The 14,674-nt window shown below is 60.9% G+C and carries 13 protein-coding genes and 4 pseudogenes; 6 read left to right on the top strand and 11 right to left on the bottom strand.

Annotation, left to right across the window (positions count from 1 at the left end; genetic code table 11):
• Positions 1 to 70: 70 nt before the first annotated feature.
• Positions 71 to 907, top strand: coding sequence for a pantoate--beta-alanine ligase (gene panC / locus AB3X96_RS39625; protein ID WP_368594045.1), 837 nt, complete (start codon positions 71 to 73; stop codon positions 905 to 907).
• Positions 908 to 996: 89 nt separating this feature from the next.
• Positions 997 to 1,347, top strand: coding sequence for an SDR family NAD(P)-dependent oxidoreductase (locus AB3X96_RS39620; protein ID WP_176112340.1), 351 nt, complete (start codon positions 997 to 999; stop codon positions 1,345 to 1,347).
• Between the two features lie 675 nt (positions 1,348 to 2,022).
• Here AB3X96_RS39620 and AB3X96_RS39615 read toward each other — a convergent pair.
• Together AB3X96_RS39615 and AB3X96_RS39610 are read right to left on the bottom strand one after the other, a co-directional pair.
• Positions 2,023 to 2,838 carry a class I SAM-dependent methyltransferase gene (locus tag AB3X96_RS39615; protein ID WP_368594044.1) on the bottom strand — a complete coding sequence of 272 codons (816 nt, stop codon included), beginning with the start codon at positions 2,836 to 2,838 and terminating at the stop codon, positions 2,023 to 2,025.
• Between the two features lie 14 nt (positions 2,839 to 2,852).
• Positions 2,853 to 3,113 (bottom strand): annotated as a pseudogene (locus AB3X96_RS39610) (integrase); the annotation flags it as partial.
• Positions 3,114 to 3,582: 469 nt separating this feature from the next.
• On the opposite strand from AB3X96_RS39610, the pseudogene AB3X96_RS39605 reads away from it, so the two are divergent.
• A pseudogene (locus AB3X96_RS39605) lies at positions 3,583 to 3,654 on the top strand (IS6 family transposase); the annotation flags it as partial.
• 201 nt (positions 3,655 to 3,855) lie between these two features.
• On the opposite strand, the gene AB3X96_RS39600 reads toward AB3X96_RS39605, so the two are convergent.
• From AB3X96_RS39600 to AB3X96_RS39585, 4 genes are all read right to left on the bottom strand, one after another.
• Positions 3,856 to 4,041, bottom strand: a complete 186-nt coding sequence (locus tag AB3X96_RS39600; protein ID WP_217710345.1) for a hypothetical protein — start codon at positions 4,039 to 4,041, stop codon at positions 3,856 to 3,858.
• A gap of 47 nt (positions 4,042 to 4,088) precedes the next feature.
• Complete coding sequence (locus AB3X96_RS39595) at positions 4,089 to 4,883, bottom strand: ExeA family protein (RefSeq protein ID WP_368594043.1); 795 nt, start codon at positions 4,881 to 4,883, stop codon at positions 4,089 to 4,091.
• A 2-nt stretch (positions 4,884 to 4,885) separates the two neighbouring features.
• Positions 4,886 to 6,205 carry a DDE-type integrase/transposase/recombinase gene (locus tag AB3X96_RS39590; RefSeq protein WP_368594042.1) on the bottom strand — a complete coding sequence of 440 codons (1,320 nt, stop codon included), beginning with the start codon at positions 6,203 to 6,205 and terminating at the stop codon, positions 4,886 to 4,888.
• A 131-nt stretch (positions 6,206 to 6,336) separates the two neighbouring features.
• Positions 6,337 to 6,825: a hypothetical protein gene (locus AB3X96_RS39585; protein WP_368594041.1), complete on the bottom strand. Its 489-nt coding sequence runs from the start codon at positions 6,823 to 6,825 to the stop codon at positions 6,337 to 6,339.
• Positions 6,826 to 7,189: 364 nt separating this feature from the next.
• Here AB3X96_RS39585 and AB3X96_RS39580 point away from each other — a divergent pair, with 364 nt between their 5' ends.
• On the top strand, positions 7,190 to 7,750 hold the full coding sequence (locus AB3X96_RS39580) for a hypothetical protein (protein WP_246392544.1): 561 nt from the start codon (positions 7,190 to 7,192) through the stop codon (positions 7,748 to 7,750).
• Positions 7,751 to 7,780: 30 nt separating this feature from the next.
• On the opposite strand, the pseudogene AB3X96_RS39575 reads toward AB3X96_RS39580, so the two are convergent.
• A pseudogene (locus AB3X96_RS39575) lies at positions 7,781 to 9,485 on the bottom strand (phage integrase family protein).
• Between the two features lie 117 nt (positions 9,486 to 9,602).
• A pseudogene (locus AB3X96_RS39570) lies at positions 9,603 to 10,229 on the bottom strand (ISNCY family transposase); the annotation flags it as partial.
• A gap of 544 nt (positions 10,230 to 10,773) precedes the next feature.
• Here AB3X96_RS39570 and AB3X96_RS39565 point away from each other — a divergent pair.
• Positions 10,774 to 11,190, top strand: coding sequence for a VOC family protein (locus tag AB3X96_RS39565; RefSeq protein WP_176112334.1), 417 nt, complete (start codon positions 10,774 to 10,776; stop codon positions 11,188 to 11,190).
• Positions 11,191 to 11,516: 326 nt separating this feature from the next.
• Here the strand turns inward: AB3X96_RS39565 and AB3X96_RS39560 are convergent, their stop codons facing one another.
• Positions 11,517 to 12,401, bottom strand: coding sequence for an SDR family oxidoreductase (locus AB3X96_RS39560; RefSeq protein ID WP_368594040.1), 885 nt, complete (start codon positions 12,399 to 12,401; stop codon positions 11,517 to 11,519).
• Between the two features lie 92 nt (positions 12,402 to 12,493).
• Here AB3X96_RS39560 and AB3X96_RS39555 point away from each other — a divergent pair, with 92 nt between their 5' ends.
• Positions 12,494 to 13,363, top strand: a complete 870-nt coding sequence (locus tag AB3X96_RS39555; RefSeq protein WP_368594039.1) for a helix-turn-helix transcriptional regulator — start codon at positions 12,494 to 12,496, stop codon at positions 13,361 to 13,363.
• 278 nt (positions 13,364 to 13,641) lie between these two features.
• Here AB3X96_RS39555 and AB3X96_RS39550 read toward each other — a convergent pair whose 3' ends face one another.
• Together AB3X96_RS39550 and AB3X96_RS39545 are read right to left on the bottom strand one after the other, a co-directional pair.
• Positions 13,642 to 13,992 (bottom strand): VOC family protein, encoded by a 351-nt coding sequence (locus tag AB3X96_RS39550; RefSeq protein WP_368594038.1) that lies wholly within the window; start codon positions 13,990 to 13,992, stop codon positions 13,642 to 13,644.
• Between the two features lie 179 nt (positions 13,993 to 14,171).
• Positions 14,172 to 14,504 (bottom strand): hypothetical protein, encoded by a 333-nt coding sequence (locus AB3X96_RS39545; RefSeq protein WP_368594037.1) that lies wholly within the window; start codon positions 14,502 to 14,504, stop codon positions 14,172 to 14,174.
• Between the last annotated feature and the right edge of the window lie 170 nt (positions 14,505 to 14,674).

The following is a 14,674-nucleotide window of genomic DNA, read 5'->3' as shown; positions in this document are numbered from 1 at the left end:
AAGGCGGTGGCGGTCCGAATTATCCGAACATGTGAGCAGTGCCAGGTGAATCTCAGGGGCAAGTTCTAGTATGAAACTGATTCGGTCTATCGAGGAGTTGAGAGCTCAGTTGCGCGGACAAAACCGCACGGCCTTCGTGCCGACCATGGGCAATCTGCATGCAGGGCATCTTTCGCTTATCAGGCTCGCACGGCAGCATGGCGATCCGGTCGTCACCAGCATTTTCGTGAATCCGCTGCAGTTTGGACTAGGCGAAGATTTCGAGCGTTATCCGAGAACCCTCGAGGCGGACCTGGAGAAACTTCAGAAGGAGAATGTGTACGTTGTCTTTGCCCCGACGGAGCGGGACCTCTTTCCGCAGGTGCAAGAGTATCGTGTCCAGCCTCCTGGCGGCCTTGGCGACATGCTGGAGGGTGAATTCCGGCCTGGTTTCTTTCAAGGCGTTTGCACGGTCGTAATGAAGCTGCTGTTATGCGCGCAGCCGCGCGTGACGGTGTTTGGAAAAAAGGACTACCAACAACTGATGATAGTTCGAGAAATGTGTAAGCAGTTCGCCATGCCCACGGATGTCATAGCCGGCGAAACCATCCGCGACATCGATGGACTGGCGCTGTCATCGCGCAATCGCTTTCTGACGCCCGAGCAACGGGTGGAGGCGCCCACGCTGCATCGGCTCCTCAACAGCGTGCGCGAGGATATCTTGGCCGGGCGACAAGATATTCGGCGAATCGAGCGGCGCGCATTCTCAACGCTCGTCGATCGAGGCTGGAAGCCCGATTACATCTCGGTCCGAAAACAGGCCGACTTACGCTCTCCAACGGAGCCGGAAGTCGTCGAGCAAAAGCTCGTTGTGCTAGCAGCAGCGCGTCTCGGCAGCACACGCCTTATTGATAACCTCGAGATTTGAAGTTCCGACGCTATGCCTTGTCACAGTGATCGAGGGGTGGGGCGAAAACGCAAGCCGAGCCTGAGCCTGCCTGAAATTGAACTTGTGTTATGACTGAACCAGCGATTCATCACGACCGCTCTCGTAGGCAATCGGTGCTTGTGACGGGAGGCGCCCGACGAATCGGTCGGGCGGTGGCCTTGGGGTTTGCCGCCCGAGGATGGGACGTTGCCGTGCACCATCACGAATCGAAGCGCGAAGCGCAGGAGGTTGTTGATCAGATAGCAACGCGAGGGGGACGCGCGATTTCCCTTTGCGCAGACCTTTCGAACGAAGAACAGGTGAGGCAACTTGTGCTCGCATGTGTGAAGGCGTTCGGACGACTCGATTGTGTCCTGAATTGCGCGTCGCGGTTCGAGGAAGATACAGCACAGACCTTTACTTACAATCCTCGAGTTTAGACATTCAGCACCCCGATGAAGGGCCCTGACAAATGATTCGCAATTCGGAAAAACTTGACATAGAAGGGCAATCGTGAGTCCGCCGCGCTGCTTGCGCGAGGTTTTAGCGCAAGCAGCGCGGCGGGCCAATGGGAATCGTTTTCGGTTCTCTTGCGATTGCCCATGTCCTTGTCGAAACGCACTGAGTTTCTGAGTTTTACCTGAGTGAATGGATCAACGTTCTGCTTACCGCCGTGCCGCTTCGCTCGCAAGCCAGCTTCCTCGAGTTGCTGAGCGGGTGCATGGTTTCGCCCAAAGGATGGGTGAGCCGCGCGATCTCGGCCATTGGGTGTACGCGCCACTGGACGGCGCATTTCAGGTTGTGTCGCGTTAAGGACGATGCGACGATCAGGCGCCTAAGGTGAAGAGGATTGCTTACATCACGAGAGAATAGAATTGTTCGGCTGCAGTCGAGGCGACGCCATCGTCCTTAACGCGACACAACCCGATTACCTTCCATTGCGAGTCACGGTCGCCTTGATGTTCCAGCACCATTCGCACAGCCCGCTCACGAACTTCCGGCGAGTACCGTGGGGACTTCTTCTTGGTATTTTCCATAGCTCCATTTTCTCAAGAAGTGGAGCCTCCGGAAAACCCGGCGCGGTTCAGTGTGTGTGTCTGGCCAATACCCGAAGGCTACTTTCGGATGCCGATAGCCACGAGGTACTCCCGCGGCATCGCAATCCCCAACTCGGACTGAAACCCTTCGTGATATGTTATGAAATCCTGCCTTAGGCGCTCGCGGCTGTCCGGATCCAAGCTCGCGGCCAAGGTTTTAATGGGGCCGTAGCTCTCCACGGACAACTCCCACACGATAGACCCGTTCAGTTCGCGCAAGACGGTAGTGCCGCTCTCAAAGCGCAAGTCGAAGGCCGCTCCAAGCAGCTTCTTAACGTAATCTGTGTTCCCCCAGGCAAATGGCGACGTTGGTAGTGGCACGGGAGGTCGCGTCACATATGGCTGCATGATTTTGAACAACCCAGCGACCGTACCGTCGGAACGCCAGGATGCAATTCCCAGCCTGCCCCCCGGTTTGCAGACCCGCGCCAACTCCGAGGCCGCCGCGTCCGGATCGCTGGCAAACATAACGCCGAATGTCGAAATGACGGCGTCGAAGCTTTGATCCTCGAATTGCAGCGCCTCCGCATCGCCCACTTGGAACTCGAAGGATAATTGCGCATCAGCCGCATACGCTTTGGCGGTCTCGATGAGATTTGCTGCCAAGTCAATTCCTATACCGCTTGCGCCACGGGCAGCGATGCGCCGTGCGGCCCACCCTGTACCCGTGGCCACGTCCAGAACGCGCTCGCCGGGCTGCGGAGCGACGCGAATAACGCAATGCTCAATCGCATCGGAGATTGATTGACTAACTCGTTCATATTGCCGCCCTGCACTTCCCCACGTGCCTGCGGCCTCGGCATTGTGGGGTTGGAGCATCGATGCATAATCCATCTCATCCTCCTTGCGTCGACCGCGTCGCTGATCTGGGGTTGCGGCACCGGCAGCGTGGGCAACAGCTTGATTGCTCGTTCGACGGCGCTGGCGCGTGCTTGCAGCTCTTCTGGCGTGTGCTGAAACACCGCGGCGAGATCCGGCCTGTGACGGCTGTTGGCAAACAGCATGAGATCTCGCCGGATGTTCCCGAGCATACCGCGCGCCGATTGTCCGGCAGCCTTGCGAGCCGCCAGATAGTGCTCAACAGGCGCGCGAGAGCTGAGTCCGGCGTACGCTATTAGCTTAAACCAACCAGCCTCCACGGTTCCCGGCGCACCTTCATTTTACGAGTCTGCATGATGGGTTCCTTGATCGTTGATCGGTAGCTTTTGAATCAATTACGGCCTCTGGAGAGATAAAATCCTGTCACCCCGATTTTCAGATGATTGAGTGAATTGCAATAGTCGACATTCAAAGAAAGATCACATCCATCCGGAGCCAGAACAGGCAAGATCATTTTGCCCGACTCGATAGGCACGGCACAAGATAGACACGCTTCAAACTTGTTGCCGGTTGATCAATCTCAAAGACTGCGTGATCCTGCTTGCGCCAGCTGATCGCGAAATAGGGCGTTGTCACGTTGAGGTATTCACGACGCAAGAGCGCACAGGACGTACATTTGCTCAGGAATTGGACGGATCCAGGGTGAGCCCGGTGAAGGGCTCTGTCAAGTTGACGCAGTAGCGGGGGTAGAATGAAGCGATGAAGAAAAGAAAGTCGCTTTATCACGGTCACCGCTTCCCTGCCATCGTCATCAGCTGCGCGGTTCGCTGGTTGTTACGTCTCGCGGTATTCGGGGTTCGGTATCGCGAGATATTCGAGGCGAGACGACGCTGATTGTCGCGGGCCAGTCGAGTAGAAGTCCTTGCTAATTGAACGCGAGATGCAAGAAGACGATACGTGCGTGGCATCGCGCGTTTGACGCACGGCACAACGAACGCAGCCCCGGCTGTTAAGCTCGGGGCTGCTGTGTCGTCAGAAGGGATCGTCGATGCGATGAGAGGGAGGTGGTTCGCGTGGCGGTGCCGTCCACGGTTCGTTGCAGCGACGGATCTGTTCGCCGTATGCCGCGCTGAACCACAGGAGCCAGTCGCCCAGCAGTCGCTGGATCTGCGCGGCGGCTTTATCCGTCAGTTCGGGTAGTGCAGGCGGTCGGGACATGATCTTCGGCGCCGTGCGAGACGCCTTCGGGTGTTTGCGGCGCCTGCTCACCGGAACTCCTCTATAGCCTGTTGCAGCAGTTCGTCGGGCAGATGGTTCAGGCCGCGGGGCACGGCCAGTTGCATGGCGGTGCGCAGGATGCGCCCGGCCTGTCGCGGCAAACCGCGTGAGGCCTGCCGCAACAGTTCGAGCCCGGAGTCGGCCAGCAGCGTATGCGTGCAGCCGGCGCTCTTCAGGGCGTGCGCAATCAGTTGCGCGAAGCGCTCGCGCTCGATTACGGGCTTGAGTTGCACACGCGCCTGGATACGACCGTACAGGGCGGCATACGGCGCGCGCTCGAGCGTGGTGGCCAGGCACGGATGCGCGGCCAGCCATACTGTGAGCAGGTTGCGTGAATCGAACGCGAAGTTGAGGAACGACGGGAAGTCACGGAAGAACTCGATGGGCAGGTTCTGCGCCTCGTCGATGATCCATACCACGAGCAACTGCTTGCCTTCGACGAGCTCGGTAATGCGCTGCTTGAGATCACGCCAGAGGTCAGCACGCCGGTAGCTGGGCTCCAGTCCGAGCGACCGGGCGAGCGAGCGGTATAGGTCGATGCGGCCGAACTCCGTTTCGGCCAGATAGATGACGTGATAGCGATGCGGATTGAGGCTGCGCGTGAGATGCCGTAGCGCTGCGGTCTTGCCCACGCCGGGCTCGCCAGTCAGCAGGCCAATACCGGGGCTGCCGAGCAGCCACTGGAAGCGCTCGGTGAGCTGGGCGAGTGCGCCGTCATCCCAGAGGTCCGTCGAATCCTTGTCCAGCGGCGCTGCGCGCAGGCCGAAGTGTTGCCGGTACATGCTCAGGCCTCCTGCCGGTAGTGACGCTGATGCACCAGTTCGAGCAGGTTCGGCCCCGGCGTGACGACATTCGTGATGGGCACGGCCCGCGGCCGCTGCCGCCGGCGCGTATTGTTGGCGACGGCGTCCAGCGCGGTGGCGGCGCCCAGCGCCTGGCCGGTCTGGCTCTCGACGCGAAGGACGGTGCCGGCGTGCGGATCTACCACGAGCAATACCGTCTGTCCGGTGAGCTCGTACGGGACCTCGAAGCGTTTGCCATTGAACGAGACGGTGCCATCGCGACGGACATGCCGCGCGATGCGATGCAGGAACTGTTCGTCCAGTCGTGCGGCCAGCATACCGAGCTGCCGGATGCGCGGCAGGTCCTGCTGGTAGCGCGAGAGCGGCGTGTGTTCGCCAAGTGCGCTGTGTTTGCGGCGATGGTAGACCTGCTCAACCCATGCCCACAACCGCGCGTTCAGGTCCGCCATGTCACGGATATGTGTCGCGTCGAGTTCGGCGAGGAACCGCTCGCGTAACGTGCGGTGCCAGCGCTCGAGCTTGCCCTTGCCTTCGGGTGCATAGGGCCGGCAATGCACGAGCCGGATCGCCAGCTGCGCGCAGATGCCCTGCAGCGTTGAGGCGCGATAGGCGGCGCCGTTATCGACGACGAGCGTCTTCGGCACACGACGCCTGAGCAGCGCCTGTTTGAGCACGCCCTCGATGTCCAGCGCCGTCTCCGAGGTACAGAACGCGCTGTGGGCGATGAGCCGTGAGGCGTCGTCCATCAACGACACAAGGTACGTCTTCGTGCGCTGGCCGCCGAAGGACAGTGTCGGGCCGTGCAGCACATCGCCGTACCAGATCGAACCGGCATACTCGGCCTCAAAGCTGCGCTTCTCCTCGGGCACGACATCGGGGCCAGCAATGCGCGAGATGCCGTGCGCCTTGAGCAGACGGTGTACCGCGCAGCGCGAGAGCGTGTCGTGCGGCACGATGCCGGCCGCCTCCAGCAACAGCCGGATCTGGCGGATCGAGCGTCGCGGGTTCTCGCGTTTGGCCGCGAGCACGGCGGTCTGTACAGGCTCGGGCAGCTTCGAGCGGCCGATGTCCGTGCGGGCGCGATCGGCAAGTCCCGTCAGCCCCTCACGTCGCCATGCGTAGTACCACTTGAGCAGCGTCTTCTCGCTGATATGCCGTCGGCGCGAGCCTGGGATGGCGTATTCCTGCTGCGCGAGCTGTTGCACGATCTGCAGCAGCTCGCCGCGGCCCAACCGTTCGCGGCTGACGAGCGGACCGAGCACCGACAGGCGAAACAGCGCCTTCGGATCGACTTCGATCATACGTTCTCCTTCGAGAGTTGAGGGAACCCGTATGAAACCGCCAATGCGCGACGCCGGGCAGTGAGCAGACTGTGTGGGGTGCCCGTTACAGCACGAACAGCGCCGTCGCGCAACGCACGGGCATCAGTCGATCACGGGACAGCAACGCCGTCGTCATCGAGCCATCCCATTGCCTCGCACAAGGGCATCAGCTGGAAACAGGCAAGCCAGAAACCGGTGCGATCGGCACTGCGTCCGAGCGATGCGAACCGGCTGCGCAGATGGAAAGAGAAGTTCTCGTTCTGCGTGGCCAGCCAACGCCACCAGCGACGCACCGTGTGATAGCCGAGCGCGAAGATCGCGGCCGTGCGGCGCAGCGCCCCCCGCAGCCCTTTCCGGTGCCGCATTTGCGCGGGCAGCCTCCGGCTGGTCGGGCTTCTTCTCGCCCGACGCCGCCTCGACCGTGTTGGTACGCGCGGCATCGTCATTCTGTCGCGCTCGCCCGCGGCAATACGCATCGCTTCGGGCGCCGACTGCAGCGTGGCACGATCCTGCGCATCCGGCCGGAATCCACGTGTCGGGATGCCCGCGAGTTCGGCCGCAATCCACGCCTGCCGGCGGAATTCGTCGGTGCCCTTCACTTGCAACTCGCCCCAGTTCTTGGCCTGCGCGACAGCCATTCATCACGCATCGTCCGCCTTGAACGGCTGTCGTTCGCGTCCCAGCCACCGACACCACTTGTATCAGACACGGCTACACGCGCAGCTGTATGCACCCCACCGTTCGCCCGCCAGATGAATGGCTGGTTGCGTGACTACGAGGTGTCGATCCTGAGCGTGCACATCCTCGCGATGCTCGTCCGACCTTCACACTGAGCGCAACATGGAACTTGTCGAGCGGGATCACCCCGGGACGGTGAGGCGACATCTTAGTGCAGACGAAGCTGCAGCTGTGCGGCGGTTCTGCGGCGACGGACAGCAAGTGCGGCCTGAGGACGTCAGACTCGTGGAAGCCGTGCTCGAAGAGATGCACGACGGACGACATGTGCGTCTGTGGCTCGAGTGCGACTGCGTCAGAGCACCCTGTGGCCGGCCGCGGTTGACCGCCCGGGTGCGTGAAGACGGCCCGCGTCATTTCGTGCGCATGCACCAGTACGGCGAGCACCACTGCGCACTGGCGTCGTTCCGGCAGACACCGGAGCCGGAAAACGTTGGGCCGGCCGGTGATTGCGCGCGGCCAGGCCAGCACAATCCGCTCAGACCGGTGGCCGACGCGCTTGACTATCTGGACCTGCATGAAGGTGCGGCACGGCCGGGCGGCTCGACGGGATCAGGGGGCGGCGTTGGCGAAAGGGGCCGCCGCCTGCCGCGGCTCGGACGCATCCTGCACACGCTTCTTGAGGACGCCGACTTCCCTCGGCTGCACGTCGACGCGTTAAATGACAAGTCCAGATCGTGGGAGCGGCTCGAGGCATATGCAGCAGATCAGGCGCTGAGCCCGCAGCTATCACTCTCGCAGATACTCTATTTGGGCTCGCTTCAGGAAACAGAAAATAGAGCACGCTAAGCGGATGAAACCCGCAGCTTGGGTTCCCGCCTATGGTGCGGCGAACGCCTCGTCCATCTGCCGGTAGCGTTTGATTTCGTCGCCCTGGAGATAGATCGAGGTTGTCGCAATCGAGGCGTGCCGAAGGTTGTCGCGTACCGCCGTCAACTCCGCGCCGCGGGCGAGTGCATGCGTGGCGTGCGTATGCCGTGTCCAGTGGGGACTGGCGCGTCGCAACTTTTCGGCCAGCACGGGATGATCGGTGCCGATGACATCGGCGGCCAGATGAAAAAATCGACGCAACACATACCACAGTCGGGAACGGGTGATGGCTGTTGCGCCTTCCTCGTCAACGCTTGCCAGTAACGGGGTCTTTGGATCCCAGCGCTTCGGCGTCACCGGCAGGTGCCTCTGGACGAGATACTGCTCGAGTGCGGTTCGGGCGAGTGACGGCAACGCTACCTTGCCAGCCTTGCCGCCTTTACCGACGAGGTTGAGCCAATGGGCGCCGTCTGCACCCGTACGAATGTCCCCAAGTCTCGCGCCAATGAATTCGCTTGCCCGCAGGCCTGTCGCGTACGAGAAGTCGAGCAGGAAGCGCAATCGCTGTGCGGCCAGTGTTCCCCAACCATAGGACCACTCCAGTCCGTTGGCGATCGTGCGAACCAGCCCCCATTCGCCTTCGGTGAAGCCGCGTGACGTGTCGAGCGGTTTCACGCGTGTCTTGCCTCGGACGTTGATGCCGGCAAACGGGTTGGTGAGCACATAGCGCTGTTCGATGAGCCAGCGAAACAGCGCGCCGAGAACGGAAAGCGCGTAGGCGGTCGAGCGCGCCGACAGGTTGCCGGCGAACGGACGCCACTCGGGAGCGCTACGCGGTCGTGGCGGTCCGATCCAGCGCTCGCGCGGCTGCGGGTGCCGAAGGAAACTGCGGTATGCAATGGCGTCCTCGGTCGTGAGTGAGGACAGCGCCCGCCCGCGCTCGACGATGGCCCACAGGATCAGGCGCTCGGCTTCCTTGCGGTATGCACTTTGCGTGGCGATGGTTTCGTGCAGGGCAAGCCATGCCTGTACCGCTTCGTAATCGTTGTTTGCGTCGAGCGCGCAGGCCTGCCGGGGCGCGCGGAAGCTGCCGTGCGAACCATCGACCTCATGGGGTATCCGTAACCGTTCCCAGGAAACAACAACGCTGGGGATGCTTACCGCAACCAGCGCCCGGGCGCGCTCCGTTAGCTGGGGTGGGCCTCAAAAAACGCCTCGATCTGACGGGCGCTTGTCTGGCCCAGCCCCGGCACTACGCTCCACCAGCGGCGGCGGCGGGGCACGCGAACCGTCAGGTCAGCGAGAGTCGCAATGCCATACGCACGCAGCGCGCGCACAGCGCGGGGTGCGAGCCAAAGGCCGATGTCATCGGCGATTTTCGGTTGCGGTGCGGGCAGCGTACGCAGGATGTCAATCGCGTGCGCGATTGCACCTGCCCGCTCGATCCGTTCACCGACAGGGTGCTGGAACAGATCGGCCAGATCGGTGCGCTGGCGTTCTAGGGCAATGCTAACAAACTCACGACGGATGGCGCCGATGATGCCGCGCGCCGATTCACCCGGCGCCGGACGTGGGGCAGGTAGCGGTCCACGGCGGCCCGCGAGGACAGGCCAGCATACCAGCCGCGCAGCGCCGCAAGTCGGTCAGCATCCGGAAACGCTGACGGTTCGGCCGGGATGGAGTGCGAGGTGTGCAGGGACTGACGCGTTTTCATGTTTGACAGTTTATCGTCTAAAACTTGTGTCATTGCCAGATTCAAATGCCCGCTTTCCAGCCAGATTCAAATGTCCTCGTTTGGAGGGATTAGGGTCCGTATCTGATGGGTTTGTCCTCACGTAGTGTCGAAGGATGGGGCCTGAACGGGCAGGGCGCTGACGTCTGCTGCGAGATCCCTTGCAGACCGACGGCCAGGTTTGCGTGACTGAACTGGCCCCTTTCTTTGTTGCGCCAGATCTACGATCACCTGTTCAACATCGGCCTGCGTAAATTCACGTTGCTTCTGTTTGCCTGGCGAAGTGCCTTGAGCCCGGGTTTCGGCACCCCGGTGAGTCCGTGAGGGCGCCTTGCCAATGCGCCGGTTATCGCGCTGCGCCTGGATCGCCTGCGACACCTGAAGGACGTGAGCCAGACGCTTGTGTTCAACGATCGCGCCCTGATCGATTTCAGCAAGCCGGTCATATTGCCGGCAGGTCAGTAGGCGTCCATCGGCCCTCAGCTCGATACGGCCATCCGGATACTCCCAGACCTCAATGTACCGGTCGATCAGCCTGCGGTGCTCAGGCGTGTCATCCAGCAGGTACAGCACGCGGTCGTACTGCACCGTGAGCGCCTTCGTGACCTTGCGCGGCTCGCGCCACGTGAGTACCAGATCCAGACTCTCGTCAGCCCGTAACGGCCAGTGTGCATCGAACGCGCTGCGCGGCGGCTTCGCGAATCGCGCGTTGTAGGCGGCCATGAAGCAAGCGGTTTCATTGTGCAATTTTGGCTGAAGTCAGCCAAAGCCCCGTTCCACAAGGCTTTGTGCGATCTGGCGCGATGCCATTCTAGTCCATCCGGCAGCTAGTGACGTCAAAACGCGCTCTTTCGGTCGCTCACTGTCGACCTTCCAAGCTTACAACCCGATCACCGCTGCGCGCCGTCGCGCGCCTATACTCTCAACAGCGCACAGCCCGATCTCGTCGGGAACCCGTCGTGCTCGACCACTGTGCGAACCCTGGTGGGAGGACGCCATGTGCTATCAGAAACCCGTTGAACTGCTGGACAATCTCCTCGAAGCGGTGCCGCTGGCGCCGAACGATCGCGGCTTTACTGCGATGGACGACTCTCTCGTACTGCGTGCGGAACGCGTCTGGCCAATGCCTCATGCCGACCCTCTTCGGTCAGTCGCAACTAGATAATGAGCGGCAGCTTTTCCAAATCGGAATCACGCTGGCCAAAATGGTAGCCTTCTAATTCACAGCTCACTATTCGCGCATAGGATGGTTCCTTTCTTGGAGGTCCGTATGTCACGAATCCTTGCAATCGATCATGTTGCTATCACCGTAGCTGACCTCGCGGGAAGCTGTGCATTTTACGATGACCTTTTCGGGACAGAAGTCGTCGCCGAGCATGTCATAGACGGCCGGGTGCTCGTGCGCCAACTTGCAATCGGCGGCGCGGTCCTGAGCATTCATCAAAAAGGCAACGGGGTCGATCTGGTCGCCGAGCGCCCAACGGTAGGGGCGGCCGACATATGCCTCCGCTGGAATGGCTCGGTGAGTGAAATGCTCGACCTGCTCGAAGGAAAAAACGTCAACATCCTTGAAGGTCCGGTTGCACGGATGACGGCCGATAGACAGCCAGGTCAATCAGTGTTCTTTCGCGATATCGACGGCAATCTTCTAGAACTGATGGCCGCTGACAAAGCAAGCGGGCGATAGCCCAGCAACCACAAAGCAGTCATTCGACTGCAAGGTATAGAGGACCGCTGCTGGCCGAATTCTGCCTCATGAGCCCGACGACTCCGCACAACACCACCAACGAGCATGCAAAAGGCATATTGGTCCTGGAGCGGCCCTTCGAATTGCCACTGATCACTTCTTATCCGGGGTAAATCTGAAGACAGGTGGCGCATGGCGCAATATACGCCCCCTCCGCACTCGCGACCACAATATGGGCCGGTATGCTTTCGGCGAAAATCGTTTCCGGAAAGGGAATGACGCTTATCTCTTTGAGAGTGACCTTTCTCAAATACAGCCTGCATGCTTCAGCTATTCGAGGCGCCAAGCCGTTCTAGATCGGCAATCAGCCCGGGCCCGGTCGGAGTCCAGCCGAGCGTCCTCCGCGTCTTTTCGCTTGATGCCACAAGGTCGCGGCTAGCGAACATTGCCAGCCAACCAAAGTGCGTCGAAGCTTCTCCCGCGGATATGGATCTTGTGGGCACTTTCAGCCCGCGGCCGATGGCTTCGGCAATATTCAGCATCAGCACGCCTTCTTCAGCCACCGCATGATATTTCGCGCCCGCTTCGTTTTTTTCCAGCGCCAACCGGTAAAGACGGGCGACATCCGAGATGTGTGCCGCTGCCCAGCGGTTGCGTCCTTCCCCGACATAGGCTGACACGCCTTTCTCGCGCGCCACAGCAACAGCGTAAGTCAGAAGCCCTTGCCGCATTGTGTTGTGAACTTGGGGAAGCCGCACCACCGAGGCGCGCACGCCCCCCAGTGATAGCGCCGTCTGCTCGGAGACGCGGGGAAAGGGGAAATCTGGCGGCACGTCATCGTACTCGGTCGCGACCTGGCCCGGCCCGGCTAATCCTGCCGTCCCCGACGTGGCAATCAGAAGCCGATCTGAGCCAGCGAGGACTGAGCCCAAAGCTTCGATCGCGCGGCGATCGACCTCGCAAGACCTTGCAAAGTTGGACCAGTCGTGAATAAAGCCCAAGTGAATGACGGCATCGGCCGCCGCTGCGCCCCTCCGAAGGCTTTCGAGGTCTTCAAGCGAACCGCGATGTACGTCTGCTCCAATAGCTGCCAGGGCTTTTTCTCCCTCGTCTGAACGAGCCATGCCGAGAACCTTATGTCCCGCAGCAATCAGTTCCTTAACGGTGGGAATGCCGATAAATCCGGTGGCGCCGGTGATGAAAACGCGCATGAACCTGTCTCCAACTTTCGCTGGAGACAAGTCTCAGCTTTGCGAGTGTTCCGGTAAAGTAGTGACATTATCGTGGTAAGACTACTAACAGCATGAAGTCGCGCCAGGACAACGAAAACCTCCTCGCCGCCTATTTGCGGGACCGGCGGATGAAGCTTGATCCCGCAGTACTCGGCTTTCCCGCAGAGCGCCGGCGGACGCCTGGGCTGCGCCGTGAGGAAGTGGCGCAGCGCGCCAATATCAGCCCCACCTGGTACACGTGGCTCGAACAAGGTCGCGGGGGTGCCCCCTCGGCCGATGTGCTCGATCGAATATCGCGGGCCCTGATGCTGACGGATGTCGAGCGCGAGCACCTTTTTCTAGTTGGCCTCGGGCGGCCGCCCGAAGCCCGCTACCAAGAGAAGGAAGGTGTCACGCCTCGGCTGCAGCGTGTCCTCGACGCCTTGGACCCCAGCCCCGCCCTCATTCGCACTGCCACCTGGAACGTCCTTGCCTGGAATCGGGCGGCCACTGTCATGTTGGGCGACTATGGCTCCCTGCCGCCAAACCAACGCAATGTGCTGCGCACTATTTTCCTTGATCCGCGTGCGCGCGCCGTGCAGTATGACTGGGAGAGCGTCGCGCGCCACATCATCGGTGCATTCCGGGTCGATGCCGCGCGTGCGGGAGCGGCAACGGAGGTGGCGCCTCTTGTTGATGAGCTGTGCCGGCTCAGTCCCGAGTTCAAGGTGATGTGGCGCGACAACGAGGTTCGAGAGGTCCACGGCGAGGTCATCAAGCGCATCCGCCATCCGGTGCTCGGCCCGCTCGCCTTCGAATATTCGACCTTCTCCGTCGACGGCCGGACTGATCTCAGCATGTGTGTCTACAATCCCGCGACGCCGGAGGATGCGAAGAAGATCGCGTCCCAGATCAGCTTGCTGTCAAACCGACTACCGTCGGCCGACATGCGAGGGCCGTAGTGGCGCTCGCAATAACGCAGGTTCAGGCATTCGAAGCTCGATTCCCGAGAGTCTCTCAGGACCCTGCAGGCACCGAATATGGCAAGCGGCTGTGGACACCAACGCTCGGCTTGCGAACGGCCGTTCGGGGCCGGCTAGCGCCCGACGACCAAGCCTGGCGATCGCCGCGGGCGCGGCTTTTCATGCAAGCGGCATAGAGCGACCCGAAGCGGAAATTCGCGGCGCTCCGAAGCGGACGGTCAATTCCTCTTCGATTCCGCACAACCCGTGGACGGCGCTCAGGTGTGCGCAAGGATATTGACCAGTTTCTCGAATGGGTCGCGAACGAAGAACCGACGGACACCCCAAGGTTCGTCGACCGGACCATATTCGATGGCAAAGCCCGCAGCCTTCATGCGTTCAAGTGCTGCGTCCACATCGTCTACTTCAATCGATAGGTCCGGTACTGGCGTGCCGGAACCTCCCTCTGCGGCGAAGCTCACCTGAATGGTCATCTCGGTCTGAGAACCATAGATCTGGATCCACCCGTGGTCCATCAAAAGCTCGAGGCCGAGGATATCTCGATAGAACGCCCGGGCCCGATCAAGATCGAGCGCCTTGAAGTTGGCAACTACCCGTTTGACTTGCACGTTTGGCTCCTTCCAACTTGGGACGGGGCTGCTGCGCCCCAACCGGGCGGTGGAATCGAGGGGCCGCTCATGGCCGAATTCTGCCTCATGAGCTCGACGACTCCGCACAACACCACCAACGAGCATGCAAAAGGCATATTGGTCCTGGAGCGGCCCTTCGAATTGCCACTGATCACTTCTTATCCGGGGTAAATCTGAAGACAGGTGGCGCATGGCGCAATATACGCCCCGTCCGCACTCGCGACCACAATATGGGCCGGTATGCTTTCGGCGAAAATCGTTTCCGGAAAGGGAATGACGCTTATCTCTTTGAGAGTGACCTTTCTCAAATACATGTTCGAGACAATCTTCTTCTCGGCGCAGCCTTTATTGAAGCTCGCTTTCCCGACGATATCAGTGGACACTTTTCGAGAAAGATCGAATTTCACGCCAGTGTACGCCTCGAGGCCTCTACCAAGTCGAAAGTGCCCGTCCAACGCCGACCCGCCTGCTTCGTCAAGCATCTGCGTCATGACAGCCTTTTGCAAGGCGGGGGATAGCCCGAGATAATGATACTTGAACTAACCCGCTGACGCGGGAGGAGGCGGTTGGCTGGCGACTTCGACTCCGGGATCATCCGCAGGGCACATCCGTTCGAGTGGGACGATGGCAGTGCAGTTTGCTGTCCTGACCATTCAGAGCG

Source organism: Paraburkholderia sp. BR13439 (assembly GCF_040948805.1).
GTDB classification, from domain to species: Bacteria; Pseudomonadota; Gammaproteobacteria; order Burkholderiales; family Burkholderiaceae; genus Paraburkholderia; species Paraburkholderia youngii.
Note: the sequence above shows the minus strand (reverse complement) of the source record. Positions and strands in the feature narration are given on the sequence as shown.

Excerpts from the sequence above, each read along its gene's own strand:
- panC (WP_368594045.1), top strand. The coding sequence starts at position 71 with ATGAAACTGATTCGGTCTATCGAGGAGTTGAGAGCTCAGTTGCGCGGA.
- AB3X96_RS39620 (WP_176112340.1), top strand. The coding sequence starts at position 997 with ATGACTGAACCAGCGATTCATCACGACCGCTCTCGTAGGCAATCGGTG.
- AB3X96_RS39615 (WP_368594044.1), bottom strand. The coding sequence starts at position 2,838 with ATGGATTATGCATCGATGCTCCAACCCCACAATGCCGAGGCCGCAGGC.
- AB3X96_RS39600 (WP_217710345.1), bottom strand. The coding sequence starts at position 4,041 with ATGTCCCGACCGCCTGCACTACCCGAACTGACGGATAAAGCCGCCGCG.
- AB3X96_RS39595 (WP_368594043.1), bottom strand. The coding sequence starts at position 4,883 with ATGTACCGGCAACACTTCGGCCTGCGCGCAGCGCCGCTGGACAAGGAT.
- AB3X96_RS39590 (WP_368594042.1), bottom strand. The coding sequence starts at position 6,205 with ATGATCGAAGTCGATCCGAAGGCGCTGTTTCGCCTGTCGGTGCTCGGT.
- AB3X96_RS39565 (WP_176112334.1), top strand. The coding sequence starts at position 10,774 with ATGTCACGAATCCTTGCAATCGATCATGTTGCTATCACCGTAGCTGAC.
- AB3X96_RS39560 (WP_368594040.1), bottom strand. The coding sequence starts at position 12,401 with ATGCGCGTTTTCATCACCGGCGCCACCGGATTTATCGGCATTCCCACC.
- AB3X96_RS39555 (WP_368594039.1), top strand. The coding sequence starts at position 12,494 with ATGAAGTCGCGCCAGGACAACGAAAACCTCCTCGCCGCCTATTTGCGG.
- AB3X96_RS39545 (WP_368594037.1), bottom strand. The coding sequence starts at position 14,504 with ATGACGCAGATGCTTGACGAAGCAGGCGGGTCGGCGTTGGACGGGCAC.